Here is a 23,274-nt window from a genome sequence, read left to right on the forward strand (position 1 = left end):
CCGCGTTTTCTGATTCCGTTCTCACCCGCCGAGTACGAAGCCGTAGGCGACGACGACCGCCGAGTGGCGACGCCGCGAGCGACGGCTCAGGTGAGCCAGATCGCGAGCGAGCAGACGACGGCGACGGCGATGACGTGCCCGACCACCGCGCCGAGCAGCACGGGCTCGGTGAGCAGGAACGGGACGAGCGCCAGCTGGACGAGCGAGAAGCCGATGTTCTCGGCGTCGAGCCGGCGGACGGTCGCCCGCTCCTCGTCCGGGAGGTCGACGTGGACCGCGCGCCACAGCGCCACGACCGCGCTCCACCACGAGGTGCCGATCCGGTAGGTCAGGTCCCAGAGGACGAGCAGCGTGAGGTAGACGACGGGGAGCGGGGGGTCGTCCCCGAACAGCCGGTCGATGAGGGTCGGCCCGCCGGTCGCGTCCCACGCGAACAGGTAGGTGAGCAGCGCGATGAACGCCAGCACGCCCAACACGATCTCGATGCTCGACCCGAACAGCAGGCGCTTGTGCTCGGGCGGCGTGCCGAGCAGCCGGTTCTTCGCCCCGAGGCGGTGCATCTCGACGCTGCCGACGGCCGCGACGACGACCGCGACCGTCCCGGCGACGACGGCGTCCCAGGTCCCGTAGTACCAGCCGAGCGCCACCACGCCGACCTCGAAGATGGCGAACTGGAGCGCGACCGCCAGCGTGCGCGAGACGTCGAGCCCCGGGATCCCGCCGACGAGGCTCTCGTACACCCACGTCTCCCCGTACTCGCGGCTCACGGCGAGACCCCGGGCAGCGCGCTCAGCGGCGACGCCTCCGCGTTCTGCGACTCGGTCAGCGCCCGGGCGACCGCGAGCTCGAAGGGCGTGCGCTCGACGGGCACCAGCTCCCGGATCCGGTCGTCCTCGACGATCACGGTGTTTCGGAGCCCCTCGACCAGCGACCGGGCGAGGTAGGGGTTCACGTCGGTGACGAGCCGGAGCCACCGGGCTGACAGTCCGGGGCTCAACACCGGGACCCGCACGATCCGGAGGGAGTGGCCGAGCTGGCGCCTGGTCCGGCGGAGGATCTCGGCGTATGTCAGCACTTCCGGTCCTCCGATCTCGAACGTCTCGCCGGCGGTCTCGGGGGCGGAGAGGACCCCCGCCAGATACGCGATCACGTCGCCGATCGCGATCGGCTGGCACAGCGTGTCGACCCACTTCGGCGTGACCATCACGGGGAGTCGCCGAGCGAGCCCGGACACCACCTCGAAGCTCGCGCTCCCGGCGCCGATGATGATCGCGGCGCGCAGCGTCGTGAGCGCCGGGTCGCCCTCGGCGAGGATCCGCTCCACCTCGCGGCGCGACCGGAGGTGCTCGGAGAGCTCCTCGCGGTCTTCTCCGAGCCCGCCGAGGTAGACGATCCGGTCGATCCCGGCGGCCGACGCGGCCGCAACGAAGTTCCTCGCGCAGTTCCGGTCGCGCTCCTCGTACCCCGGGCCGCCGTCCATCGAGTGGACGAGGTAGTACGCGGCGTCGACCGCCTCGCCGTCGAGTTCGAACGCCGGGGGGAGCGTCTCCGGTTCCAGGAGGTCGCCCTCGACGACCGAGACGCCCTCGGGCGCGTCGTAGCCGTCGGCGTCGCGGACGAGCGCGACCACGTCGTGGCCGCGCGAGAGGAGCGTCGGGACGAGCCGGCTCCCGACGAATCCGGTCGCGCCGGTGACGAGCACTCGCATACCGTCTCCTGGGGCGGAACGACCATAAGCCTCGGCCCCCGGACCGATCGCTAGAAGTGCCCTCGGGTTCCTCCTCCGGTATGCGCGCAGGCGAGTTCGAACCGGTCCGCGGCGTCGAGGACCTGTACGTCCACGACACCGGGATGTTCGACACCGACGAGTACGGCGCCGTTTACGTGTACGACGCCGAGCGACCGATCGTGATAGACACGGGGACGGGGGCGAACCGGGAGTCCCTGTTCGAGAGCATAGAGGCGATCGGGATCGACCGCGAGGAGCTCGCGTGGATACTCCCGACCCACGCCCACCTCGACCACGCGGGCGGCGCCGGGTACCTCGCGGAGCGCTATCCGAACGCCGAGGTCCGGGTGCCCGAGAAGGGCGTCCGCCACCTCGTCGACCCCGACGCGCTCGTCGCCGGCACCAAGTCGGCGGTCGAGGAGCAGTGGGAGTACTACGCCGAGCCGCGGCCGGTCCCGGACGAGCGGATCGCGGGCGTCGCCGACGGCGACCGGATCGACCTCGGCGACCGGGAGCTCGTCGTCCGCGACGCGCCGGGGCACGCCCCCCACCACGCGGTCTATCACGACCCCGACGCGGACGTGGTGTTCGCCGCCGACGCCGCCGGCATCTACGTCCCCGCGGTCGACGCGGTGACCCCGACGACGCCGCCGCCCCAGTTCGACTTCGAGCAGTGCCTCGACGACATCCGGCTGATCGAGGAGATCGACCCCGAGACGGTCTGTTTCGGTCACTTCGGCCCGCGGACCTGCGACGAGGCCCTGATCGGCGAGGCGAAGCGGGCGTACGTCGAGTGGGTCGAGCGCGTCAGGGAGAAGCGCGCCGAACTCGGCGACGACGAGGCGGTCGTCGAACACTTCGAGTCCGCGAGCCGCGACGTCGACTACTGGAACCGCGAGCGCGCGCGGGCGAACGCGAGCCTGAACGCGAGAGGCGTGTTGACGTACCTCGACCGCGCCGGCGACGAGGCGTGACTCGTCGGAGGGGGGCGAAGGGCAGGAAAGCGACTCGGCGGGAAGCGGCGACGGAGGCGCGGACCCGGCGAGAGAAACGCCCTAAACCCCGCCGCCCGTAGGCCGCGGCAGATGGGCATCTTCGACACGATCCGGGCCGTGCTCGGGACGAGCGCCGAGACCGACGCGACCCGCGAGGCGGACCCCGAGGACCTCTTCGGGATGTCGACCGCGTACATGACGATGGAGGCGGACCTCCGCTACGACCACTGCGGCGAGGCCGCCCTGTGCTTCTCCGGGATGGACAGCACGCGCTTCGACGAGGCGGTCGAGACCGTCGAGGCCATCCTGGAGGCCGGCGAGATCGACACCGGCACCGGCTTCCACCGGTACGAGGACGACCACGGCTACCAGTGGTTCGTGCTGGAGGACGACGACCCCGAGGACCTGGTGACGAGCGTCCACTTCGCGGCCGACCAGTTCATCGAGGAGGGGTTCGGGTCGCGGCTGCTCGCGGCCGTCTTCGGCTTCGAGAACGACGACGGTCCGGTCTACTGGATCTACTCGTTCCGCCGGGGCGCGTACTACCCGTTCGCGCCGCGGGGGACGAACGACCGGAACCAGCGGGTCGAGTTCAAGCTCCAGTCCGTCCTGGACGGCGAGCTCGGCTTAGAGGACGACGAGTCGTACTGGTACCCGCTGTGGCCCGACGCGCCCGGGAGCCACCCGTGGGAGTGACCGCCGAGCCGACGGTGGTCCGATGAGCGACGGCCGCGGCCCGACCGGCGGGCCGGAACTCGGCGTCGGGTCCGACGCGGACGGTCGGAACGCCCCGAAGAAGCGCCTGCTCCGCGGCGTCGCCGTCCAGGCCGCGGCCGTCGCGGCGGCGGTCCACCTGCTGTGGGCGTGGCCCCGGCTCGGCTCGCCCCCGGACGCCCGCCCGTACCTCTTCCTCGCCGGAAGCGCGCTCGCCGCGGCGGTCGCCGTCGCGACGCTCCGGGCGGGCGAGTACCGTCGTCTGTACGCCCTCGGGGCGGGGACGCTCGGGACGTTCCTCGGCGGGTTCCTCGCGTGGCACGGGACCGGCGCCTCCGCGGCGCTCGCGGCCGAGCCGCTGGCGGTCGTCGCGGCGATAGCGGAGGTCGTCGGGGTCGTCGCCTTCCTCGCGCTGTACCGCCTCGCGCCGCCGACGAGCGTCGCCCTCGAACGGCGACGGGACGAGGCACCGGACGAGGCGTCGGGGGACGGGGGGGAGGGGCCGCCGTGAGCGACGCGTACCTGACGGTCGCCGAGCGCGCGACCGCGCGGTTCGAGATTCAAGGGTCGGAGTTCCTCGGCCACGTCGCGCCCGTCGACACGGTCGAGGCGGCCGAGTCGTTCGTCGCGGCGGTCCGCGAAGAGTACGCGGACGCGACCCACAACGTGCCCGCGTACCGCGTGCCCGCGGGCGAGCCGTCCGAGCGGACGCCGGGGTCGGAGCCGATGCTCAGGGAGTACTCGTCGGACGACGGCGAGCCGACCGGATCGGCGGGCAAGCCCGCGTTGAACGTGCTCCAGCAGCGCGAGGTCCGGAACGTCGCCGCGGTGGTGACGCGGTACTACGGCGGGACGAACCTCGGGGTCGGCGGGCTCGCGCGCGCCTACTCGCGCGCGGTGAAGGACGGTATCGACGCCGCCGGCGTGGTCGAGGAGCGGCCGCACCGCGCCCTCGTCGTCGAGACCGAGTACGACGACTCGGGGACGGTCCGGGGCGTGATCGAGTCGGCGGGCGTCGAGTTCGACGCCGACTACGGCGAGCGCGTCCGGTTCGATCTCCGGGTTCCTGTCGAGGAGGTCGAGGCGCTCCGCGAGCGGCTCAACGACGCGACGAGCGGACGGGTCGAGATCGGACGCTAGCGGTCGCCGGAGACCCGGAACGCGGTCCGAGGGCTCCACCTACGAGAACTTCCGGACCGTCATGTCGAGGGTGTCGAGGTCGAGGATGGGGGCGTAACCGGCGTCGGGGTCGATGTTGACGGACTTCTGGAAGTCGGTCTGGGCCTGCCAGCAGCCGGAGTTGACCGCGAGCACGTTGTGGTACTTCCCCCAGCCGAGCTTGTGGACGTGGCCGGTGTGGAACACGTCGGGCACGTCCTCGATGACGAGGTAGTCGCGCTCCTCGGGCGCGACGCGGGTGTGACCGCCGAACTGCGGGGCGACGTGGCGCTTCTTCAACAGGTGGTACATCGCCTTGTGCGGCTCGTCGTAGCTCGCCTTCTCCTCCGGCAGCTCCGCGATCGCCTCGTCGAGCGAGACGCCGTGGTACATCAGGACCTCCACGCCCTCGACCGAGACGGTGGCCGGGTTCGAGACGATCCGGGCGTCGTGGACGTCCAGAATCTCCCGGATCTCGTCGTCGAAGCCCGGCTGCGGCTCGGCGAGCCGGACCGCGTCGTGGTTGCCGGGGATCATCACGACCTCGGTGTCGGCGGGCACCTCCTTGAGGTGCTCCGAGAAGGCCTCGTACTGCTCGTAGATGTCGACGATGTCCAGCTCCTCGTCCTGATCGGGGTAGACGCCGACCCCCTCGACCATGTCGCCCGCGAGGAGGAGGTACTCCACGGGGTCGGCCTCGGGGGTGTGGAGCCAGTCGGTGAACGAGTGCCACGCGTCGGCCATGAACTCGTCGCTGCCGACGTGGACGTCGGAGATCAGCGCGGCCTGGACGTGGCGGTCCGCGCCGCCCGGGCGGTGGGTCCGAGGGACGTCCGGGAAGTGGAGCGAGTCGGCGAAGAGGATGCCGGCGTCGTCCGCGAGCGACCCCTCGACGGCGACGCACTCGTCTAAGAGGATCTCGTCGACCACGTCGGCGAGGCCCTTGTCCTTCATGACGAGGGCGGGGAAGGTCCCGGTGGTGTCCTCCAACTCGATCAGCCAGTGGCCGGACTTCGTGGAGCGCACGTCGTTGACGAGGCCGATCATCGCGGCGTCGCTGCCGCCCGGCATGTCGGCGATCGCCTCCGCGGGCCGGTGGTTGACGCGGCCGCGGAGGATCTTCGAGAGCCGCTCGTAGCGGTCGCGGAACGTCGTGACGAAGTCCGTGTACTCGCCGGTCCCCGTGCTGCGCCCGGTCATGTCGTTGCCGACCGCCAAGTCGCGCAGGTCGGGGTCGCCGCGGCGTTCCGAGTTGTCGGAGGAGGCGGCGGTGGCCTCGGCGACCTCGGCAGTCCCGGCGGCTCCGGCGGTGTTGTCCGTCCCGGCAGCGTCGGCGGTCTCGACGGGATCGTCCGTCTCGACGGCGTCCGCGGTCGCGGTCGGTGCGTCGGCGGTCCCTCGCGAGGCCGCCCCGACGTCCGCCGGTTCCGGATCCGCAGACCCCTTCGTTTCGACTGGAGATTGTCCCGTTTCGTCGGGAGAGGCGTCCGATCTGTCGGCGTCACCGATCGCCTCGCGGACGTGGTCGGCGGTGATCCGCAGGGCGTCGTCGGGGGCGCGGTCGACGGCGGCCGCGACGGCGGCCGTCGGGTCGGTCGCGCCGGCGAGCAGGGTGACCGCCTCGCGCTCGGCGTTGTAGCCGCGCTCGGCGAGGGCTTTCGCGATCCGGGCGTTCGACTCCAGCGGCACGCTACCCGAAAGGGGGGTCGCGGGCAAAACCGTTCCGGAGGCGTCGGAGGAAGTCGGTGCGCGGGAGCCCGAGCCCCCGGAACGCGGGGACCCGGAAGCTTATGAACGGAACCCTCCAAGGCCGACGTAATGTATGAAGGGGATCGGCCGACGGACTCCGACGAGTCGGCCGGTCGAGACGAGCGGACGGACGAGGAGTCCGCGGCGGCGTCCGAGGGCTCGGATGACGGAGCGTCCGGCGAATCGGCCGACCGGTTTTCTGACGAGTCGGCAGACCGGCTTCCCGAGGAGTCGGATAACCAACCCCCTGACGAGTCGGACGACCGACTTCCCAGCGAGTCCGCCGCTCCGACCTCCGTCGGCGAGGGCGACGTGCCTCCCGATTCCGAGGCCGACGCTCAGCCTCGGGACGAACCCGGGTCGCTTGGGCAGAGCGACGCCGCGACCGGGCAGCGGAGCGCGTCGAGAGCGGGAGGGGAATCGGGAATCGAGTCGGGAGAGCCGACGGCGGACGAGTCGCTCGTACACCGGTTCCGGCACGATCGGGAGGGCGCGCTGATGTGGATCCGGGAGATGCTGTCGAGCGTCGCCGTCGTCCTCCTGGTCGGACTGCTGCTGTTCGGCGTCAGCGGCGTGTGGCCGCCGATGGTCGCCGTGGAGTCGGGGAGCATGGAGCCGAACATGCAGGTCGGCGACCTGGTGTTCGTCACCGAACCCGGCCGGCTCGCGCCGGACGCGGCCGAAAACGGGGTCGGCGTCGTCACCCACGAGGTGGGCCAAGAGGTCGACTATCGGACGTTCGGGTCCTACGGGTCGGTGGTGATATACACGCCGCCCGGCCGGACCGGGGCGCCGATCATCCACCGGGCGATGTTCCACGTCACCGAGGGCGAGAACTGGTACGACCGCGCCGACGCGGAGTACCACAACGCCGTCGACTGCGGGTCGCTCGCTAACTGCCCGGCGCCGCACGACGGGTACATCACCCTCGGCGACAACAACGGCGCCTACGACCAGGCCAGCGGCCTCTCGCCGCCGGTCAGGGCCGAGTGGGTGAACGGAGTGGCGCGCCTCCGGGTCCCGTATCTCGGCTACATCCGGCTGATCGCGACGGGACAGGTAGAGCTGAACGAGGCGATAGCGGGGGCGGTGGGAAGCGGCCTCCCGGCGACCGGACCGGTGGGCGCTTCGACTGCGCCGGCGGCGTAGCTTCTGGGGGATCCGGTATTAAGGAAACCTCGACGGACCGAGATTAGTTGTCGAACCGCGCCTGGACGAACGGCTGCGCGTTCTCGATGTCGCCGAGCCGCGAGTCCGACAGGAGCACCGCCTCCGTCTCCTCGACGGGCACGGAGAGGCCCATCTCCTTCGTCCGGCCGTAGCGGCCCTTCGAGACGACGACGGCGTTGACGATCCCGAGCATGTCGAGTTCGCTGATGAGGTCGGTGACCCGTCGCTGGGTTAAGACGTCGGCGTCGATCTCCTCGCAGAGGCGCTTGTAGATGTTGAACACCTCGCCCGTGTTGATGTTGTGGACGCCGTTCTTTTCGAGGAGGATCACCGCGAACAGGACGATCTTGCTCTGCGTCGGGAGCGTGCGGACGACCTCGACGACGCGGTCGAGCTCGATCTTGTCCTGGGCCTGTCGGACGTGTTTCTCCGCGACGATCTCGGCCTGCGAGCGCTCTGCGAGCTCGCCGGCGGTGCGGAGGAGGTCGAGCGCGCGTCGGGCGTCGCCGTGTTCTTGAGCCGCGAAGGCGGCGCAAAGCGGGATCACGTCGTCGGTGAGCGCGTCGGGCTTGAACGCGGTGTCGGCGCGGTGCTGGAGGATGTCGCGGAGCTGGTTGGCGTCGTACGGCGGGAAGACGATCTCCTCCTCGCCGAGGCTCGACTTGACGCGGGGGTCGAGGAAGTCGGTGAACTTCAGGTCGTTCGAGATGCCCATGATCGAGATGCGCGAGCGGTCGAGCTCGGAGTTCATCCGGGAGAGGTTATAGAGGGTGTCGTCGCCGCTCTTCTCGACGAGCTTGTCGATCTCGTCGAGCATGATCACGACCACGCGCTCGTGGTAGTCGACCGCCTCGAAGAACGTCGAGTAGACGCGGTCGGTTGGCCAGCCCGTCATCGGCACCTCCTCCATCTCGTCGGCGTCCTCTTCCAGCGTCTCGATGCGGTCGTCGAGCTCGTCGACCGAGTCGAACTCGGTGTCGGCGAGGGCGGCGGCCGGGTCGCGCCCGGCGGTCTCCGCGGCGTCCGTCGCGTCGGCGCGGAGCCCTTCCAGCCGCTCTAACCGGTCGGCGATCACCGCCTGGTTCTCCTCGATGAACGTGTTCGCGAGCTGGGCGAGGACGCGGTACTGGGTGTCGGTCACCTCGCAGTTGATGTACTCGACCTCGCAGGGCACGTCGTACTTCTGGGAGGTGGACTCGAGCTCCTGGGAGACGAACTTCGCCGAGGCGGTCTTTCCGGTCCCCGTCTTCCCGTAGATGAGGATGTTCGAGGGGGTCTCGCCGCGGAGCGCGGAGACGAGGATGGTCGCCATCCGGTTGATCTGATCGTTGCGGTGGGGGAGCTCGTGCGGCGTGTACGAGGGGCGGAGGACCTCCTTGTTCTCGAATATCGGTTCGCCGGAGAGGAGGTCGTCGAACAGCCCCTGGTTGTCGTCGTCGTCGTCGAGCACGACGCCGTCGAAGTCGACGTCCGGCGACGACCGGTCGCGGCCGCCGTTGTCGAGCCCCGCCGTTTCGGGTCGAGCGTCGGTCGAGAGGGAGGCCGCGTCGGGGTCCGAGTCGGCGTCCGAGACGCCGAAGTCCGATCCCACGTCGACGCCGGTGTCGGACCCGGTCGGAGCGTCGGGGTCGAAATCGTCGACGTCGGGAGAGTCGGACCTTTCGTCCCCGGACTCGGCGGTTGCGGAGCCAGTACGCTTGACGTCGTCGGGATCGGTCGCCGAAGATCGGTTCGACGGCGAGTCCTCGGAGCCGCTGCTATGATCTGATTCGTCGCCGTCGTCCGGGTCGATGCCGCCGTCGGCCCGTGGTGTGTGATCGCCTTCGTCCATGTGAACCCCTCTGTTTCAGGTGGAGACTGCGACGGAAAACCCGTCAGACGCCGTCTCCGGTCGGAAACACGCGTTCGCGGTCGGAATCGAGGCCGACCACGTCCAGTTGATACAGTCGAACCAGATGAAGAGACGGTACAAAAGTGTTCCTCTCTGGAGTTGAAACGCCCCCCTCGATCGAGGCGTCGGGGCGATGGAGGGGTCGATTCGGGTCGGACGACGCGTCGGTCGGACCTATCGGGAAACGGATCTGACTCGGACGAGGGCCGGACAGATCGCGAGGCATCTCGACGGGAACAAGACGTGTTGTGGACATCGGCCGCCGTTGCGGTTATTTCGCCCTTCGGCGATTGTCTCGGCAATGTCTGTATCCGAACCCCGCGCACCGCCTCGTTCTCGGCGATTTCGGGCCCCGGTTTCTCGCTCGGAGAGCCGCGTCGGCCGGGGATACCCCCACACCCCTTCGTTTCGGGTGGAACGACGGATAGGTGGGGTGGGGGTGTTAGGCCGTCTATAGATAGCGGGAGTTTTAATACAAATACTATACAACAGTACCCTCGACAATCTACTAAAGATTATATTTGTAGAGTTGTGGTTATTTTATTTGATCTCTACCCTGATTTTATCTGGTGGGATTCCAACTGACACCCGAGCGGCCACCATCCGCCCCGGCAGTTCTCCGGGTTCCACCTGAAACGAAGGGGTGGGGGGCTACCGTCCGACCCTGATAGGTCACCGACCTGTCTCGGGTAGCGACAGACCCCAGCCGGGCTACGGCGACGTCGTCCGCTTCGAGGGGTCCAACCGGCTCCGCGACGGCCGCAACGGCCGCGACCGGGCCGGTCTGCGGCTCGTCGCGGTCGACGGTTCCTGACGGCACAAGACGGGCCGGAAACGACTCTTTCGACTTCTTGCCGCCTTCCTACTCGCTCCCGTTCGACTGCTCGCCTGCTCCGCTACTCTCGGTCCGTTCGAGCGACTCGAAGATGAACTCGTCCATCGCCTGCCGGGCCTCCTCGGGCGCGTCCTCGTGGCCGAGCGAGATCCGCCGCCCGCGGGCGGCGTGGATGACGTCGGTCACCAGCTGGCCCATCCGCTCCGCGTCGACGTCCCGGAAGACGCCCTCCTCGATCCCCTCCTCGACCACCTCGACGATGCCGCCGCGGATGCGATCGTAGTGCTCGTTGAACACCTCGCGGTGTTCGCCGTCGTTCTGCGCGTGCGTGTACAGCTCGTGGTACACCTTCATCCGGTCCCAGTGGCTGAACTCCTCGAACTCGGGGCCGAACATACACTGGTCGACGCGGGCTCGGAGCTCCGTCCACGGGTCCGCCCCGCCGTCGACGACCACGCTCCCCTCGTACTGGTCGATGATGTGTTCGAGGAACGAGGACATCAGGTCGTACTTCCCGTCGAAATGGTAGCGGATGACCTGCCGCGTGAGGTCCATCTCCTCGCCGATGTCGCGCATCCGGAGGTCCTTGTACCCGTGCTTGCTCAGCGCGCGGAACGTCGCCTCCATGATCACCTCTTTCGTGTCCTTCGAGGAGACCGTCTCCTCGCCGGACTCGTCCGAGGGGCCGTCCGCCGGAGGGTCTCGATCGGACCCGTCGGCGCCGGCGTCGCTCGGGGACTCGACGGAGTCGCCCGCCGGTCCGCCCTGTGATTCGCTCATACCCACACTCTACGGGTGGGGTAGATAATACGACTGCCTCTTGATGGGCTACAACCCGGGAAAATTCAACCCCTCGATCAAATCCTATCCTCGAACATGACACGGAACATCGTGCGAAGCGGGACCGTCGTCTCCCTCGACGCTGCGACCTGTCGCGACGAGGCGAGCGCCCCCTCGACCGGTCGCGACGAGGCGTAACCGGTGACTGGTCGCGACGAGGCGTAACCGGTGACTGGTCGCAACGAGGCGTAACCGGTGACTGGTCGCGACGAGACGTGACCGGTCCCGCGTTTCGGGTCCGTCCGGCGTCGACGCTCCGGATCGGGGATGTCTGACGCAGTTCTTAAGTGAGAGCGGCGAGGACCCTACCGTAATTCCCCGAACGGGCGTCGAGCGCGCGGATCGAACGGCGTCGCGAAACGACCGCGGTGTTCGGGTCAACCACACACGGACTGGAGGTCAGGATGGGACTGCTCACGAATCTCAGAGACAGCATATCGCGGGTCACGGACGGCCTGTTCGCGGCCGACGAGCCCAAGCGGATCGGGATCTACGGACCGCCGAACGCCGGCAAAACGACCCTCGCAAACCGGATCGCACGCGACTGGACGGGTGACGCCGTCGGGCCCGAGAGCCACATCCCCCACGAGACTCGCCGGGCCCGCCGGAAGGAGAACGTGGAGATCGAGCGCAACGGGCGTAAGGTCACCATCGACATCGTCGACACCCCCGGGGTGACGACGAAGGTCGACTACAAGGAGTTCCTCGACCACGACATGGAGAAGGACGACGCCGTCCGCCGGTCGCGCGAGGCGACCGAGGGCGTCGCGGAGGCGATGCACTGGCTCCGCGAGGACGTCGACGGCGTCATCTACGTGCTCGACTCTACCACCGACCCGTTCACGCAGGTGAACACGATGCTGATCGGGATCATCGAGTCGCAGGACCTGCCGGCGCTCATCCTCGCGAACAAGACGGACTTGGAGGGGTCGGACGTCCAGCAGATCGCGAACGCCTTCCCGCAACACGAGACGATCCCGCTGTCCGCGCTGGAGGGCGACAACATGGACGAAGTGTACACCAAGATAGCGGAGTACTTCGGCTGATGCCTGGCCCGAAAGCCAACGTCGACGCCGCGGACGACCCGGACGACGGCGACGACGGCGTCCGGATCGACATGATAAGCGGCGCGCGGATGGAGGGGCTCACGGGGATGGAGAAGATCCGGCTCATCCTCGACGGCGTCCGCGAGGGCAACATCGTCATCCTCGAAGAGGGGCTCTCCCCCGACGAGGAGTCGAAGCTCATCGAGGTGACGATGACCGAGATCAGCCCCGACGACTTCACAGGCATCGAGATAGAGACGTACCCGAAGGCCGAGGCGGGCGACCAGAGCTTCCTCGACAAGCTGATGGGCCGCGAGTCGACCCAGAAGCTCACCGTCATCGGCCCGGCGAACCGCATCGAGACCCTCCACAAAGACGAGAACCTCATCAGCACGCTCGTCTCCCGCAAGTAGATGCCCCACCAGTGTACCTCCTGCGGGCGGACGTTCCCCGACGGCTCCAAGGAGATGCTGTCGGGCTGTCCCGACTGCGGCGGGAACAAGTTCCAGTTCAAGCCCGCCGGGGCCGCGGACGACGCCGGCGCCGACGCGGGCGGCCGGGCGTCCGAGTCCGCTCCCGACCGGTCCGACCGGACGGCACCGAGCCCGGACGACTCGTCGCCGGCGACGCCCGACGAGCCCGCGGCGGACCGCCGTCCGACCGAGCCCGCGGACACGGCGTCGAGCGACGCCTCCGCGAGCGTTGACGCCACGGGCGAGTCCGACGGCACCGAACAGATCGCCGACCGGAGCGACGAGGACACCGCGCAGGCGAGCGCCCGCTCGGAGGTGGTGTCGCCGGACGAACTCGACCGCGCGAGCCGCGACGTCGAGCCCGCGGAGACGCCGGCGGCGGAGGAGCCCCAGCCCGGCATCGACGCGCTCCGCGACGAACTGAACGACCAGTTCGAGAGCATCCGCATCGTCAGCCCCGGGCAGTACGAGCTCAACCTGATGGAGCTGTACGACAGACAGGAGTACATCATCTCCCTCCAGGAGGACGGCCGGTACGTCATCGAGATGCCCGACGCGTGGGGCCTTCAGGACGAGTAGGGACCTCTCCGCCCCGACCCCGCGGGCCCGGACTCCCCGACTCCCCGGCCCCTCGGTTCCGCGGTCGCCACGCCGCGTTCCGCGACTGCTTCCCCCGTCGATCGACGCCGTCCAGATCTCCGGTGATCGTTCGTTTCGATTTCCCGGTGTCTCCCCCGTCCTTTCGTGCGGTTCTGCGATTCGGGCGACCCTTGTCGAAGAGGATACTGTTATCCGGCTTCCTCCGCTACGCAGTGGCATGTTTACCGATCGCCGCAGACCGAGCCGGGACTCCGGCTCCGGTTCGGGCCGCGCCGTCCCGCTCGCCCGCCGCCGACCACACCCCCGACACCGAGCGCCTCGCGCTTCCGACGAGGTAGCCGCATGCGCGTAGTCGCGAAGTTCGGCGGCACGAGCCTCGGGAGCGGCGACCGGATCGAGCGCGCGGCCGACTCGGTCGCGAGCGCGGTCGCCGCCGGCCACGAGATCGCGGTCGTCGCGAGCGCGATGGGGTCGACCACCGACGACCTCCTCGACGACATCACCTTCGAGACGGACGACGCCGACCGCGCCGAGATCGTCTCGATGGGCGAGCGCACCAGCGTCCGGATGCTGAAGGCTGCCCTGTCGGTCCGCGACGTCGACGCCGTCTTCCTCGAACCCGGCCACCCTGACTGGCCGGTCATCACGGACGAGCTCGGGGAGGTCGACGTGGCGGAGACGAAGAAGCGCGCGCGGGAGGTCGCCGCCGACATGGACGGCGTCGTCCCGATCATCACCGGGTTCCTCGCCGAGGACCACGACGGCAACGTCACCACGCTCGGGCGCGGCGGGTCGGACACGACCGCGGTGATGCTCGGCAACTACGTGGACGCCGACGAGGTCGTGATCGTCACCGACGTCGAGGGCGTGATGACGGGCGACCCGCGCGTCGTCGAGGGCGCGCGCAACGTCGGGCAGATAACCGTCGACGAGCTGCGAAACCTCTCGTTTCGCGGGGCCGAGGTCGTCGCGCCCTCCGCGCTCTCGTACAAGGACGAGGACCTCGCCGTCCGGGTCGTCCACTACCAGCACGGCGACCTCCTCCGGGGCGGCACCCGGATCGAGGGCGAGTTCGAGAGCCTGATCGACATGCGCGAGGAGCCGCTGGCGTGTCTCACCATCGCGGGCCGGGCGATCCGCAACCGACCCGGGATCCTCTCGGAGCTTTCGAACGCGCTCCGCGCCGAGGAGATCAACATCGACGCCGTCGCCTCCGGCATGGACTCGGTCACCTTCTACGTCGACGTCGAGGTCGCCGAGACCGCCGAGGCGCTGCTCCACGAGGCGGTCGTCACCGACGAGGCGCTCTCCTCGGTCACCGTCGCCGACCCCATCGCCGTGATCCGCGTCACGGGCGGCGAGCTCCCCAACCAGTCCGGCGTCATCCAGGACATCATCGCGCCCATCGCGGACGCCGGGATCAACATCATCGACCTGATCACCAGCGCCACCTCCGTCGCGGTGTTCGTCGACTGGGACGACCGCGAAGAGGCGCTCGGCATCGTCCAAGAGCGGTTCGACTGACCGGATCGATCCGACCTCACCGGCTCTCAGCCGCCCTCCTCCGGATCGAACCGATACCGCGTCGTCGCACCGTCGATCCGCGGTCCCGAGCCGACCGCCCGGAACCCGACCGCCTCGGCCGCGTCGGCCGCGGTTCTGTCGGCCGGCAGGACGGCTTCGACGGTCATCCCTTCCCGGGTCGCGAACCCCACCGGCTCCTCGAACAGGCGCTCGACCGGGTCGGGGGCGCCCTCGACGTTCGTCACGTGGACGACGCCGTCCCGCACGTCGAACGCGACGAACCCCGCGACCGCGTCGACCGCGGTGTCGTCGCCGGCGTCCGCGTCGGCCCCGTCGGTCACGCCGACGCGAACCGACCGATCGTGGATCATGTCGCGGACGACGCCCTCGGGGCGCCCCGTCATCGACGCGAGGGCCGCGGCGTCGGCCTCGACCCCGTCGCGAACTCGCATACCTCCGCACTCTCCCCCGACGACATAAAATCGCCGCCCGGTCGCCGCGGACCGGATGATTTTAACGACCGGCGCGCCCAGTGGCACGCATGAACAAATCGACCCAGATCGTGGTTGGTACGATCGGCGTCTCGGCCGTCCTCTCGGTGCTCATCGTCCTCTCGTACGTCTTCGCCTGATGTTCTCGTCCCGGTCGCTCGACGACGACCTCGCGGCGGTCCGCGACCGGTACGCGCCCGGGTCGCCCGTCCTCGACGTCGACGCCGACTTCGAGACGCTCCCGCCGGCGGCCGCGGAGGACCTCGGGCTCTTCGTCGACGGGCTCGACCCCGCCTCCTACCCGGCCGAGTGGCTCCCGGACTCGGTCCCGGACCTGCTCCGGAAGCACGCCGGGCCGGCGTTCACCGTCGGGCTGCCCGGCGACGGTACGGTCGTCCGGACGGCGCAGACCGACCCGCCGGCCGTCCTCGTCAAGCGCCGCGCGGAGGGGACGCCGGACGACTTCCTCGCGTTCCTGATCGCCGAGCGGCTGGTTCAGATCGGCCGCGAGCCGGCGCCGGGCGCGGTCCACGGCGACGCCTCGAACGGCGGCGACCCGGTCGGCCTCCCCGAGTCGTTCCTCCCCTTCTTCGGCGAGCGCTACCGCGACCTCGACGCCGCGATCCGCCGCCCGGACCCGGAGACCGGCGAGTCGACGACCGGGTTCGGTCCGACCGACGTCTTCCAGGTCGCGAACGCGCTGTTCGACGCGCGGGTCGGGCTCCACGCCCGCGACGCGTTCGCGTCGTGGGAAGACGAGTATCCTCGGCTGTTCGACGCGTGGGTCGACGCGGGCGACCGGCTCTCCGGGCGGCTCGGCGACCTCTCCGGCGAGGTGGCGCGCGGCGACACCGACTTCCCGGCCGCGACGGAGTACGCCTGCTCGGCGGTCAAACACGACCTCGACCCGCCGGCGCCGTACGGCGCGCTCGACACGACCGCCTACCGGGAACGCGGGGCGCCCTACGCGGTCGCGTGGGCGGAGAAGACGTTCGCCGCGCTCGTCGACGACGAGGAGTAACGGGGCGCCCGCTCGCGGCGAAACCGCCGTTCAGATGTCGACGACGACGTTGCCGTCGCCGTCGAGGTCGATGACGCCGTCGAACAGGTCGCGGAACCGGTCGAGAGTCGCAACCTCGTGGACCTCCTCGGAGAGGTGGAAGATGCCGACCGCGTCGTGTTCGTCGAGCAGGTCGAGGATCTCGGCGGCCGCCTCGTACACGGCGTCGTCGTCGGCGTAGTAGGCCATCTCGGTGAGCGAGTCGACGGAGACGCGTCGCTTCCCCTCGTTCTCCGTGAGGAACCGCTCGACGCGGTCGACGACGCCGTCGAGGTCGTCCGGCGCGGAGACGTAGTAGACGTCGTCGGACGTGCGGCGCGAGTAGCCGCGCTCGACGGAGAGCGTGTCGAGGATGGTCGCCTTCGTCTCGTCGACGTCGTAGTACTCCAGCTTCTGTTCGACCTCGCGCGCCGTCGTCCGCGTCGAGACGACGAGGAACGCGTCGGTGTCGGTCTTCAGGAAGTCCGTGTCGATCCGGTCCGTCTCGCCGATGCTCGGGTGAATGAGGAGCAGTCCGGTCCCGCCCGGTATCGCCTCCGGCCCGTTCTCGATGGCGAGGGAGTAGTCCATGGGATCGGAACTCGCCGGACCGACTTAACGGTGCGGGCCGGGGCGTCCGAGACCGTCGGACGCGAGCGGGTCGCTCGGTCCGCGTCCGGCCGGCATTGCGCTCGATCGCGTCCACCCCTTCGTTTCGTTTGGAAGTTCTGATAGGTATGCGTCTGTCGGTCGGCCGACCGCCCGCAAGCCGACGGCTCTCGGGTCGCGCCGGTCGGTTTTTTTGCCCCGCCCGCCGTCGGTGCGGTCGATGCCCGGGCACGACTCCGCGCGCGACGTCTACCGGCAGGCGCTCCCGGTGATAGCCGTCAGCCTGATCGCCGGGCTGTTCGCGGGGACGATACTCGCCTCCGAGACAATGCGCGCGAACATCGCGGAGGTCCCCGGCCTCCTGCTGCTGCTGCCGGCGTTCCTCGCGACCCGCGGCGGGGTGTACGGCTCGCTCGGCGCCCGGCTCTCGACCGGCCTCCACCAGGGGATCATCGAGCCGCGGTTCCGCCCGGACCGCCGGCTCACCAACGCCGTCGTCGCCTCCTTCCTCAACGGGATGACCGTCTCCGTGTTCATCGCGGTCGTCACCTACGCGACGCTCGTCCTGTTCGGCGACGGCGGCAGCCTCTTCCAGCTGGTCGGCGTGATGGTCGTCGCCGGCTTCCTCTCCGCCGTCCTCATGATCACCGTGCTGATCGCGGTCATCTTCGTCGGCTACCGCCGCGGGCTCGACCCCGACAACGTCATCGGGCCGGTCGTCACGACGCTCGGCGACGTGTTCGGGGTGTTCTTCCTCCTCGTCGGGGTGGCCGTCGTGGGGGCCGTCTCGTGACCGAGCCGCAGTCGACCGTCGTCGACGAGTGGTCGGTCCGGCGGATCGTCCGGACGATGATCCCGCTTTTGGCCGCGCTGTCGGTGCTCCAACTCGTCTCAGGCACCGTGCTGGAGACCTACGAGGCGGTCCTCCTCCGGTACCCGGCCCTGCTCGTCCTCGTCCCGGTCCAGATCGGGACGGCCGGCAACCTCGCGTCGATCACCTGCTCGCGGCTCACGACGCAGCTGTACCTCGGGACCTACGAGCTCAGCCCGTCGAACCCCGCGCTCCGGGCGAACGCGGGCGCGGTGTTCGCGCTCGCGGCGACCGTCTTCGGCGCCGTCGGGATCGCCGCCTGGGCCATCGGGCTCGCGCTCGGCGGATCGCTCGCGCTCGGCCGGGTGCTACTGATCTCGCTTGTCTCCGGCATGGCGCTCGCCGCGCTCGTCGTCGCCGCCAGCGTCGCCGCCGTCGAGGCGTCCTACCGGATCGGGCTCAACCCCGACGACACGACGATTCCGGTGGTGACGAACCTCTGTGACATCGCCGGCGTGTTGATCCTCTTCGCGGTCGTCTCGGTCGTGCTGTGAGGACCGACCGGCTCGAACCCGACTAGAACACGCTGTCGGCGGTCGCGGCGCCGACGACGCTGAACACGGCGCCGACGGCGACGGCCTTCGCGGTCGTCGCGACCACCGCGCCGTCGCCGATCCCGCCCTCGACGAGGAACGTTTCGGGCGCGTCGAAGATCAGCGCGAGCAGGAGGACGGAGCCGAACGCGACCGTCATCAGCGAGACGAACCGCGTCGGGATCCCGACGAGGTCCGGCTCCTCGTCCACGTCGCGGCCGGTGTCGGCCCGGTACAGCGCGGCGTAGCCGATCAGCCCCACGAGCACGGCGGTCACGGTGGCCTGGATCCAGTTCATCCCCGCGGCGAGCTCCCACACCTCCGCGGTGACGACGAACGGCCCCGCGAGCAGGAAGCCGCCGACCGACTGCTGGGCAATGTCGGCCACCCGGAAGTGCGGTCGGCGGAGCGCTCGCGGGCGTTTCATGTCCACCTCCGGGACCGGAGTCGGTAAAACACCGCCGTTTTTCACCGCTCTCCCCGTTCGGCCGGTATGAGCGTTCGCGAGGAGTTCGACGAGTGGGCGGCCGCGGGGAAGGACCGCGGCATGGAGGACCGGCACTGGCACACCGCGAAACACGTCTTGGCGCGGATGCCGGTCGAGGCGGGCGACGCCGTCCTCGATCTGGGGACCGGCTCCGGCTACGCGCTCCGCGCGCTGCGCGAGCGGGGAATCGGGCGGGGGTACGGCCTCGACGGCGCCCCGGAGATGGCGACCAACGCCCGCGAGTACACGGACGACGGCGCGGTCGGCTACCTCGTCGGCGACTTCGACGAGCTCCCCTTCGCCGACGACTCGCTGGACCACGTCTTCTCGATGGAGGCGTTCTACTACGCGAGCGACCCGGTCCACACCCTCGAAGAGATTCGTCGGGTACTCCGGCCGGGCGGCACCTTCTACTGCGCGGTCAACTACTTCGAGGAGAGCGAGACGACCCACGCGTGGCAGGAGAACATCTCGGTCGAGATGACGTTGTGGTCGCGCGAGGCGTACCGCGAGGCGTTCCGCGAGGCCGGGCTGTACGTCGCCGAACAGGACGCGATTCCGGATCGAGAGGTGGAGATTCCGGAGGCGTCGGAGTTCCCGACCGAGGGGTACGAAACGCGCGAGGCGATGGTCGACCGGTATCGGACGTGGGGGACGCTGTTGACGGTCGGCGTCGCTCCCTAACGCGTATTCCCGTTCGATCGACGGCGTCCGTCCCGATCCCTCGTGAGCGACTGCTCTCGTGAGGGCCGCCGCCGAAGCCCCAGCCGTGAGGGCTCGCGCGGCTCGCTGTGGTCCTCGCTCCGTCGCTCGTTTCACTCGCTCCGTCGCTCCGGTCCTTGCTTCGCCGTGCTTCGCCCTCACGGCTGCCCCTTCGAGCCCCGCCCTGCCGCGACCGCCCCGCACCTCACGCCTCCCCAGCCTCGGGGTTCGCTCCGGGCTCCCTGCGGTCGCCCGTCGCTCACCGCGTCCCTCGCGCGTGCTCCTCGCGACCTCCGCTTCGCTCCGGCCGCTCGCAGGCACGCGCCACCGCGGTTCTGTTTGTGCGTATCCGTCGCCGTCGGCGGTCGCGGCCGCCTTCGTCGTCTCCCGCCATCGCGCTCTTCCGACGGTTTAAATCGAGTCGGGGCCCAGACTCCGGTAATGGAACCGAGTTCGCTCTCCGGGCTCCCCGCGGGCGTCGGCGAGGCGCTCGAGGCGGAGGGCGTCGCGGAGCTGTACCCGCCCCAGGAGGCGGCCGTCGACGCGGGCGTCACCGACGGCGAGAGCCTCGTCGCGGCCGTGCCGACCGCGTCCGGCAAGACCCTGATCGCCGAGCTCGCGATGCTCTCCTCGGTCGAACGCGGCGGGAAGGCGCTGTACATCGTCCCGCTGCGCGCGCTCGCCAGCGAGAAGAAGGCCGAGTTCGAGCGCTGGGAGGACCACGGCGTCACGGTCGGCGTCTCGACGGGCAACTACGACTCCGACGGCGAGTGGCTCGCCAGCCGCGACGTCATCGTCGCCACCTCGGAGAAGGTCGACTCGCTCATCCGCAACGGCGCGCCGTGGATCGACGACCTCACCTGCGTCGTCAGCGACGAGGTCCACCTCGTCGACGACTCCCACCGAGGCCCCACGCTCGAAGTCACCCTCGCGAAGCTCCGCAAGGTGAACCCGGGCCTCCAGACGGTCGCGCTCTCCGCGACCGTCGGTAACGCCGACGTCATCGCCGACTGGCTCGACGCCGAGCTGGTCGAGTCCGACTGGCGGCCCATCGCGCTCCGCACCGGGGTCCACTTCGGCAACGCGATCAACTTCGACGACGGGAGCCAGCGCGAGGTGCCCGTCGAGCGCGGCGAGGACCAGACCGCGAGGCTCGTCGCGGACGCCTTGGACACCGAGGAGGACGGGCAGGGCGGCTCCTCGCTCGTCTTCGTCAACTCCCGACGCAACGCCGAGTCGTCGGCCCGCAAGCTGACCGACGTGACGGGCCCCCGGCTCACCGGCGAGGAGCGCGACCGCCTCCGCGAACTCGCCGAGGAGATCCGCGGCGTCTCCGACACGGACACTTCCGAGGACCTCGCGGACGCGGTCGAGCGGGGGTCGGCGTTTCACCACGCCGGGCTCGCGAGCGAGCACCGCAGCCTGGTCGAGGACGCGTTCCGCGACCGGCTGATCAAGTGCGTCTCCGCGACGCCGACGCTCGCGGCCGGCGTCAACACCCCCGCCCGCCGGGTGATCGTCCGCGACTGGCGCCGCTACGACGGCGAGTTCGGCGGCATGAAGCCGCTCGACGTCCTCGAAGTCCACCAGATGTGCGGCCGCGCGGGCCGCCCCGGCCTCGACCCCTACGGCGAGGCGGTCCTGCTCGCGAACAGCGCCGACACCCGCGAGGAGCTGTTCGACCGGTACGTCTGGGCCGAGGCCGAGCCGGTCCGCTCGAAGCTCGCGGCCGAGCCCGCGCTCCGGACGCACGTCCTCGCGACGGTCGCGTCCGGCTTCGCCGCCACCCGAGACGGGCTGCTCTCCTTCCTCGATAACACCCTCTACGCGACCCAGACCGACGACGAGGGGCGACTCGCCGCCGTCACCGACACCGTCCTCGACTACCTCGACGTGAACGGCTTCGTCGAGCGCGACCGCGACGGCGGGAGCGAGGGCCTCGCGGCGACCGGCATCGGTCACACCGTCTCGCGGCTCTACCTCGACCCGATGAGCGCGGCCGAGATACTCGACGGGCTCCGCACCGTCCCGGACGGCGCGGACGACGGGGGCGCCGGCGACTTCGTGCCCGCCGACGGCGCCGCCCCCGGCCCCGACGCGGACGCCGACGACGCCGGGTTCACGACCTACACGCGGGCGAACGACGACGGGAACGAGCCCGCCGAGACGACCGAGTCGGACGCCGGCGACGGTCCCGCCGTCACCCCGCTCGGTCTCTATCACCTCGTCAGCCGGACGCCGGACACCTACCAGCTGTACCTCAAGTCCGGCGACCGCGAGGAGTACACGGAGGTCTGCTACGAGCGCGAGGCCGAGCTGCTCGGCGACACCCCCTCCGAGTACGAGGACGTGCGGTTCGAGGACTGGCTCGCCGCGCTGAAGACGGGCCGCCTCCTGGAGGACTGGGCGAACGAGGTCGACGAGGACCGGATCGCGGAGCGGTACGGCGTCGGGCCGGGCGACATCCGCGGAAAGGTCGACACCGCGGAGTGGCTCCTGCGCGCCGCCGAGACCCTCGCGCGCGACGTGGATGGCATCGACGGCGACGTGGTCGTCCAGGTGCGCGAGGCCCGCAAGCGGCTGGAGTACGGCGTCCGCGAGGAGCTGCTCGACCTCGCGGGCGTCCGCAACGTCGGCCGCAAGCGCGCCCGCCGCCTCTACGAGGCCGGCATCGAGAGCCGCGCCGACCTCCGCGAGGCGGACAAGGCGGTCGTCCTCGGCGCGCTCCGCGGCCGCGAGCGCACCGCCGAACGCATCCTGGAGAACGCCGGCCGCGAGGACCCCTCGCTCGACGGCGTCGACCCCGACAGCTCGGCCTCCGCGGCGGCGACCGCGGGCGCGGACGCCGACGGCGACGGCGACGGGCAGGCGAGCCTGGGTGACTTCGGATGACCGACGCCGCGGTCGACGCTGACGCGGAGCCGGATCCCCCGGTCCGCCTCGTCGCCGGCACCTTCGCGATAGCCGACCTCGACGACTTCCTTGCCGACCTCGACGAGATCGCCGAAGCGACCGGCGCGGTCGTCCAGGCGTTCGACGCCGACCTCGTCGTCTCCGGGACGCAGCTCCGCGAGGCGGCGCGGCTCGCCGCCCGGGCTATCGCCCGCGGCGAGGCAGTCGCGCGCGACCCCGGCGTCGAGGTCCTGCTGTACGCCGCCGGGCGCCGACAGATCGACCGCGCGCTCGAACTCGGCGTCGCGGAGGACGAGCCTCGGGCCGTCGTCCTCGCCGCGGACTTCGGCGACGTGCCCGGCGCGGACCGTCCGCCGGCGGACCTCGACGGGGCGGTGGAGGCGGTCCGGGGACTCGCGCTCGACTCGGCCGAGCTCGCCGAGGGGGACGCGCCCGCGACCGGATTCGACGAGGAGCGCGTCCGCGAGTTCTACGGCATCACCGACCGCGAGTTCGCCGCGACGAACGGCGGCCTCGCCGACGCCGTCCGCGAGCGCGTCGCGCTGCTGGACGTCGAGAAGTGACCGCGGACGCTCCGCTGCCACCCCTTCGTTTCGACTGGAGACCGCGGGACGGCGGCGCCGCTCGGTTCTAGGCGAAGCGAGACGCGAGAGAAGTAGTCCATCCTGGATTCGAACCAGGGTCGTTGCCCCCAGAAGGCAACAGGATTGGCCACTACCCCAATGGACTCCGTACCCATCGATAGCCAGTACGTCTTTGTAAGCGTTGCGCGTTGCGGCCGCCGTGCGATCGGTTGACGGGACGGCTTCCCGGCGGGGCGCGGTCGGGAGGGAGGGGTGGCCGCGCCGGGGCCGACCACCTCTCGCCGGATCGCGTTCGTGGGCATATCGACGCGCTTTACAGGA

Annotated in this window: 24 protein-coding genes; 16 read left to right on the forward strand and 8 right to left on the reverse strand. The window is 70.2% G+C overall.

Features of this window, described 5'->3' with window-relative positions; translation table 11 throughout:
- Positions 1-86: 86 nt before the first annotated feature.
- The gene (locus AMR74_RS01230) at positions 87-767 is read right to left on the reverse strand and encodes a DUF7530 family protein (RefSeq protein ID WP_053770252.1); all 681 of its coding nucleotides are present in this window, start codon (positions 765-767) and stop codon (positions 87-89) included.
- Complete coding sequence (locus tag AMR74_RS01235) at positions 764-1,708, reverse strand: NAD(P)H-binding protein (protein ID WP_053770253.1); 945 nt, start codon at positions 1,706-1,708, stop codon at positions 764-766. Before AMR74_RS01235 ends, AMR74_RS01230 begins: the two co-directional genes overlap by 4 nt.
- 80 nt (positions 1,709-1,788) lie before the next feature.
- On the opposite strand from AMR74_RS01235, the gene AMR74_RS01240 reads away from it, so the two are divergent.
- The 4 genes from AMR74_RS01240 (at position 1,789) to AMR74_RS01255 (ending at position 4,578) form a co-directional block, all read left to right on the forward strand.
- Positions 1,789-2,703 (forward strand): MBL fold metallo-hydrolase, encoded by a 915-nt coding sequence (locus AMR74_RS01240; protein WP_053770254.1) that lies wholly within the window; start codon positions 1,789-1,791, stop codon positions 2,701-2,703.
- Between the two features lie 111 nt (positions 2,704-2,814).
- Positions 2,815-3,420 (forward strand): PspA-associated protein PspAB, encoded by a 606-nt coding sequence (gene pspAB, locus AMR74_RS01245; protein WP_053770255.1) that lies wholly within the window; start codon positions 2,815-2,817, stop codon positions 3,418-3,420.
- Between the two features lie 22 nt (positions 3,421-3,442).
- Entirely contained in the window at positions 3,443-3,949 is a 507-nt protein-coding gene (locus AMR74_RS01250; RefSeq protein WP_053770256.1) for a hypothetical protein, read from the forward strand.
- Positions 3,946-4,578 carry an IMPACT family protein gene (locus AMR74_RS01255; RefSeq protein WP_053770257.1) on the forward strand — a complete coding sequence of 211 codons (633 nt, stop codon included), beginning with the start codon at positions 3,946-3,948 and terminating at the stop codon, positions 4,576-4,578. Before AMR74_RS01250 ends, AMR74_RS01255 begins: the two co-directional genes overlap by 4 nt.
- 39 nt (positions 4,579-4,617) lie before the next feature.
- Here the strand turns inward: AMR74_RS01255 and AMR74_RS01260 are convergent, their stop codons facing one another.
- Entirely contained in the window at positions 4,618-6,285 is a 1,668-nt protein-coding gene (locus AMR74_RS01260) for a DNA-directed DNA polymerase II small subunit (RefSeq protein WP_053770258.1), read from the reverse strand.
- A 129-nt stretch (positions 6,286-6,414) separates the two neighbouring features.
- Here AMR74_RS01260 and AMR74_RS01265 point away from each other — a divergent pair, with 129 nt between their 5' ends.
- Complete coding sequence (locus AMR74_RS01265) at positions 6,415-7,494, forward strand: S26 family signal peptidase (RefSeq protein ID WP_053770259.1); 1,080 nt, start codon at positions 6,415-6,417, stop codon at positions 7,492-7,494.
- 43 nt (positions 7,495-7,537) lie between these two features.
- Here the strand turns inward: AMR74_RS01265 and AMR74_RS01270 are convergent, their stop codons facing one another.
- Positions 7,538-9,346, reverse strand: a complete 1,809-nt coding sequence (locus AMR74_RS01270) for a Cdc6/Cdc18 family protein (protein WP_053770260.1) — start codon at positions 9,344-9,346, stop codon at positions 7,538-7,540.
- Positions 9,347-10,268: 922 nt separating this feature from the next.
- Complete coding sequence (locus tag AMR74_RS01275; RefSeq protein ID WP_053770261.1) at positions 10,269-11,021, reverse strand: TetR/AcrR family transcriptional regulator; 753 nt, start codon at positions 11,019-11,021, stop codon at positions 10,269-10,271.
- Positions 11,022-11,485: 464 nt separating this feature from the next.
- On the opposite strand from AMR74_RS01275, the gene AMR74_RS01280 reads away from it, so the two are divergent.
- From AMR74_RS01280 to AMR74_RS01295, 4 genes are all read left to right on the forward strand, one after another.
- Positions 11,486-12,127, forward strand: coding sequence for an Era-like GTP-binding protein (locus AMR74_RS01280; protein WP_006114713.1), 642 nt, complete (start codon positions 11,486-11,488; stop codon positions 12,125-12,127).
- The gene (locus tag AMR74_RS01285) at positions 12,127-12,540 is read left to right on the forward strand and encodes a DUF2073 domain-containing protein (protein ID WP_006114712.1); all 414 of its coding nucleotides are present in this window, start codon (positions 12,127-12,129) and stop codon (positions 12,538-12,540) included. The genes AMR74_RS01280 and AMR74_RS01285 overlap by 1 nt, the downstream gene beginning before the upstream one ends.
- On the forward strand, positions 12,541-13,179 hold the full coding sequence (locus tag AMR74_RS01290; protein ID WP_053770262.1) for an OapC/ArvC family zinc-ribbon domain-containing protein: 639 nt from the start codon (positions 12,541-12,543) through the stop codon (positions 13,177-13,179). It abuts the gene before it with no gap.
- Between the two features lie 363 nt (positions 13,180-13,542).
- On the forward strand, positions 13,543-14,724 hold the full coding sequence (locus AMR74_RS01295; RefSeq protein ID WP_053770263.1) for an aspartate kinase: 1,182 nt from the start codon (positions 13,543-13,545) through the stop codon (positions 14,722-14,724).
- A 26-nt stretch (positions 14,725-14,750) separates the two neighbouring features.
- Here the strand turns inward: AMR74_RS01295 and AMR74_RS01300 are convergent, their stop codons facing one another.
- Positions 14,751-15,176 (reverse strand): hypothetical protein, encoded by a 426-nt coding sequence (locus tag AMR74_RS01300; RefSeq protein WP_053770264.1) that lies wholly within the window; start codon positions 15,174-15,176, stop codon positions 14,751-14,753.
- Between the two features lie 89 nt (positions 15,177-15,265).
- Here AMR74_RS01300 and AMR74_RS20020 point away from each other — a divergent pair, with 89 nt between their 5' ends.
- Positions 15,266-15,355, forward strand: coding sequence for a hypothetical protein (locus AMR74_RS20020; protein ID WP_443984494.1), 90 nt, complete (start codon positions 15,266-15,268; stop codon positions 15,353-15,355).
- Entirely contained in the window at positions 15,355-16,236 is an 882-nt protein-coding gene (locus AMR74_RS01305) for a DUF7089 family protein (protein ID WP_053770265.1), read from the forward strand. The genes AMR74_RS20020 and AMR74_RS01305 overlap by 1 nt, the downstream gene beginning before the upstream one ends.
- Before the next feature lie 30 nt (positions 16,237-16,266).
- On the opposite strand, the gene AMR74_RS01310 is transcribed toward AMR74_RS01305, so the two are convergent.
- Complete coding sequence (locus AMR74_RS01310) at positions 16,267-16,845, reverse strand: DUF7090 family protein (RefSeq protein WP_053770266.1); 579 nt, start codon at positions 16,843-16,845, stop codon at positions 16,267-16,269.
- A gap of 238 nt (positions 16,846-17,083) precedes the next feature.
- Between AMR74_RS01310 and AMR74_RS01315 the strand changes: the two genes are divergently transcribed.
- Positions 17,084-17,656: a magnesium transporter gene (locus AMR74_RS01315; RefSeq protein ID WP_053770267.1), complete on the forward strand. Its 573-nt coding sequence runs from the start codon at positions 17,084-17,086 to the stop codon at positions 17,654-17,656.
- Positions 17,653-18,228: a magnesium transporter gene (locus tag AMR74_RS01320; RefSeq protein WP_053770268.1), complete on the forward strand. Its 576-nt coding sequence runs from the start codon at positions 17,653-17,655 to the stop codon at positions 18,226-18,228. Before AMR74_RS01315 ends, AMR74_RS01320 begins: the two co-directional genes overlap by 4 nt.
- Positions 18,229-18,250: 22 nt before the next feature.
- Here the strand turns inward: AMR74_RS01320 and AMR74_RS01325 are convergent, their stop codons facing one another.
- Entirely contained in the window at positions 18,251-18,694 is a 444-nt protein-coding gene (locus AMR74_RS01325; RefSeq protein ID WP_053770269.1) for a hypothetical protein, read from the reverse strand.
- A 66-nt stretch (positions 18,695-18,760) separates the two neighbouring features.
- Between AMR74_RS01325 and AMR74_RS01330 the strand changes: the two genes are divergently transcribed.
- The 3 genes from AMR74_RS01330 (at position 18,761) to cgi121 (ending at position 22,932) form a co-directional block, all read left to right on the forward strand.
- A complete protein-coding gene (locus tag AMR74_RS01330; RefSeq protein WP_053770270.1) occupies positions 18,761-19,438 on the forward strand; it encodes a class I SAM-dependent methyltransferase in 678 nt (225 codons plus the stop codon).
- Positions 19,439-19,897: 459 nt separating this feature from the next.
- Positions 19,898-22,348 (forward strand): ATP-dependent DNA helicase, encoded by a 2,451-nt coding sequence (locus AMR74_RS01335; protein WP_053770271.1) that lies wholly within the window; start codon positions 19,898-19,900, stop codon positions 22,346-22,348.
- Positions 22,345-22,932: a KEOPS complex subunit Cgi121 gene (cgi121, locus tag AMR74_RS01340; RefSeq protein WP_053770272.1), complete on the forward strand. Its 588-nt coding sequence runs from the start codon at positions 22,345-22,347 to the stop codon at positions 22,930-22,932. The genes AMR74_RS01335 and cgi121 overlap by 4 nt, the downstream gene beginning before the upstream one ends.
- The last annotated feature ends 342 nt before the right edge of the window (positions 22,933-23,274 follow it).

Origin of the sequence: Halorubrum tropicale (assembly GCF_001280455.1) — an archaeon.
In the GTDB taxonomy this organism is placed as follows: domain Archaea; phylum Halobacteriota; class Halobacteria; order Halobacteriales; family Haloferacaceae; genus Halorubrum; species Halorubrum tropicale.

Excerpts from the sequence above, each read along its gene's own strand:
- AMR74_RS01235 (WP_053770253.1), bottom strand. The coding sequence starts at position 1,708 with ATGCGAGTGCTCGTCACCGGCGCGACCGGATTCGTCGGGAGCCGGCTC.
- AMR74_RS01240 (WP_053770254.1), top strand. The coding sequence starts at position 1,789 with ATGCGCGCAGGCGAGTTCGAACCGGTCCGCGGCGTCGAGGACCTGTAC.
- pspAB (WP_053770255.1), top strand. The coding sequence starts at position 2,815 with ATGGGCATCTTCGACACGATCCGGGCCGTGCTCGGGACGAGCGCCGAG.
- AMR74_RS01250 (WP_053770256.1), top strand. The coding sequence starts at position 3,443 with ATGAGCGACGGCCGCGGCCCGACCGGCGGGCCGGAACTCGGCGTCGGG.
- AMR74_RS01265 (WP_053770259.1), top strand. The coding sequence starts at position 6,415 with ATGTATGAAGGGGATCGGCCGACGGACTCCGACGAGTCGGCCGGTCGA.
- AMR74_RS01270 (WP_053770260.1), bottom strand. The coding sequence starts at position 9,346 with ATGGACGAAGGCGATCACACACCACGGGCCGACGGCGGCATCGACCCG.
- AMR74_RS01275 (WP_053770261.1), bottom strand. The coding sequence starts at position 11,021 with ATGAGCGAATCACAGGGCGGACCGGCGGGCGACTCCGTCGAGTCCCCG.
- AMR74_RS01280 (WP_006114713.1), top strand. The coding sequence starts at position 11,486 with ATGGGACTGCTCACGAATCTCAGAGACAGCATATCGCGGGTCACGGAC.
- AMR74_RS01285 (WP_006114712.1), top strand. The coding sequence starts at position 12,127 with ATGCCTGGCCCGAAAGCCAACGTCGACGCCGCGGACGACCCGGACGAC.
- AMR74_RS01290 (WP_053770262.1), top strand. The coding sequence starts at position 12,541 with ATGCCCCACCAGTGTACCTCCTGCGGGCGGACGTTCCCCGACGGCTCC.
- AMR74_RS01295 (WP_053770263.1), top strand. The coding sequence starts at position 13,543 with ATGCGCGTAGTCGCGAAGTTCGGCGGCACGAGCCTCGGGAGCGGCGAC.
- AMR74_RS01300 (WP_053770264.1), bottom strand. The coding sequence starts at position 15,176 with ATGCGAGTTCGCGACGGGGTCGAGGCCGACGCCGCGGCCCTCGCGTCG.
- AMR74_RS20020 (WP_443984494.1), top strand. The coding sequence starts at position 15,266 with ATGAACAAATCGACCCAGATCGTGGTTGGTACGATCGGCGTCTCGGCC.
- AMR74_RS01305 (WP_053770265.1), top strand. The coding sequence starts at position 15,355 with ATGTTCTCGTCCCGGTCGCTCGACGACGACCTCGCGGCGGTCCGCGAC.
- AMR74_RS01310 (WP_053770266.1), bottom strand. The coding sequence starts at position 16,845 with ATGGACTACTCCCTCGCCATCGAGAACGGGCCGGAGGCGATACCGGGC.
- AMR74_RS01315 (WP_053770267.1), top strand. The coding sequence starts at position 17,084 with ATGCCCGGGCACGACTCCGCGCGCGACGTCTACCGGCAGGCGCTCCCG.
- AMR74_RS01325 (WP_053770269.1), bottom strand. The coding sequence starts at position 18,694 with ATGAAACGCCCGCGAGCGCTCCGCCGACCGCACTTCCGGGTGGCCGAC.
- AMR74_RS01330 (WP_053770270.1), top strand. The coding sequence starts at position 18,761 with ATGAGCGTTCGCGAGGAGTTCGACGAGTGGGCGGCCGCGGGGAAGGAC.
- AMR74_RS01335 (WP_053770271.1), top strand. The coding sequence starts at position 19,898 with ATGGAACCGAGTTCGCTCTCCGGGCTCCCCGCGGGCGTCGGCGAGGCG.
- cgi121 (WP_053770272.1), top strand. The coding sequence starts at position 22,345 with ATGACCGACGCCGCGGTCGACGCTGACGCGGAGCCGGATCCCCCGGTC.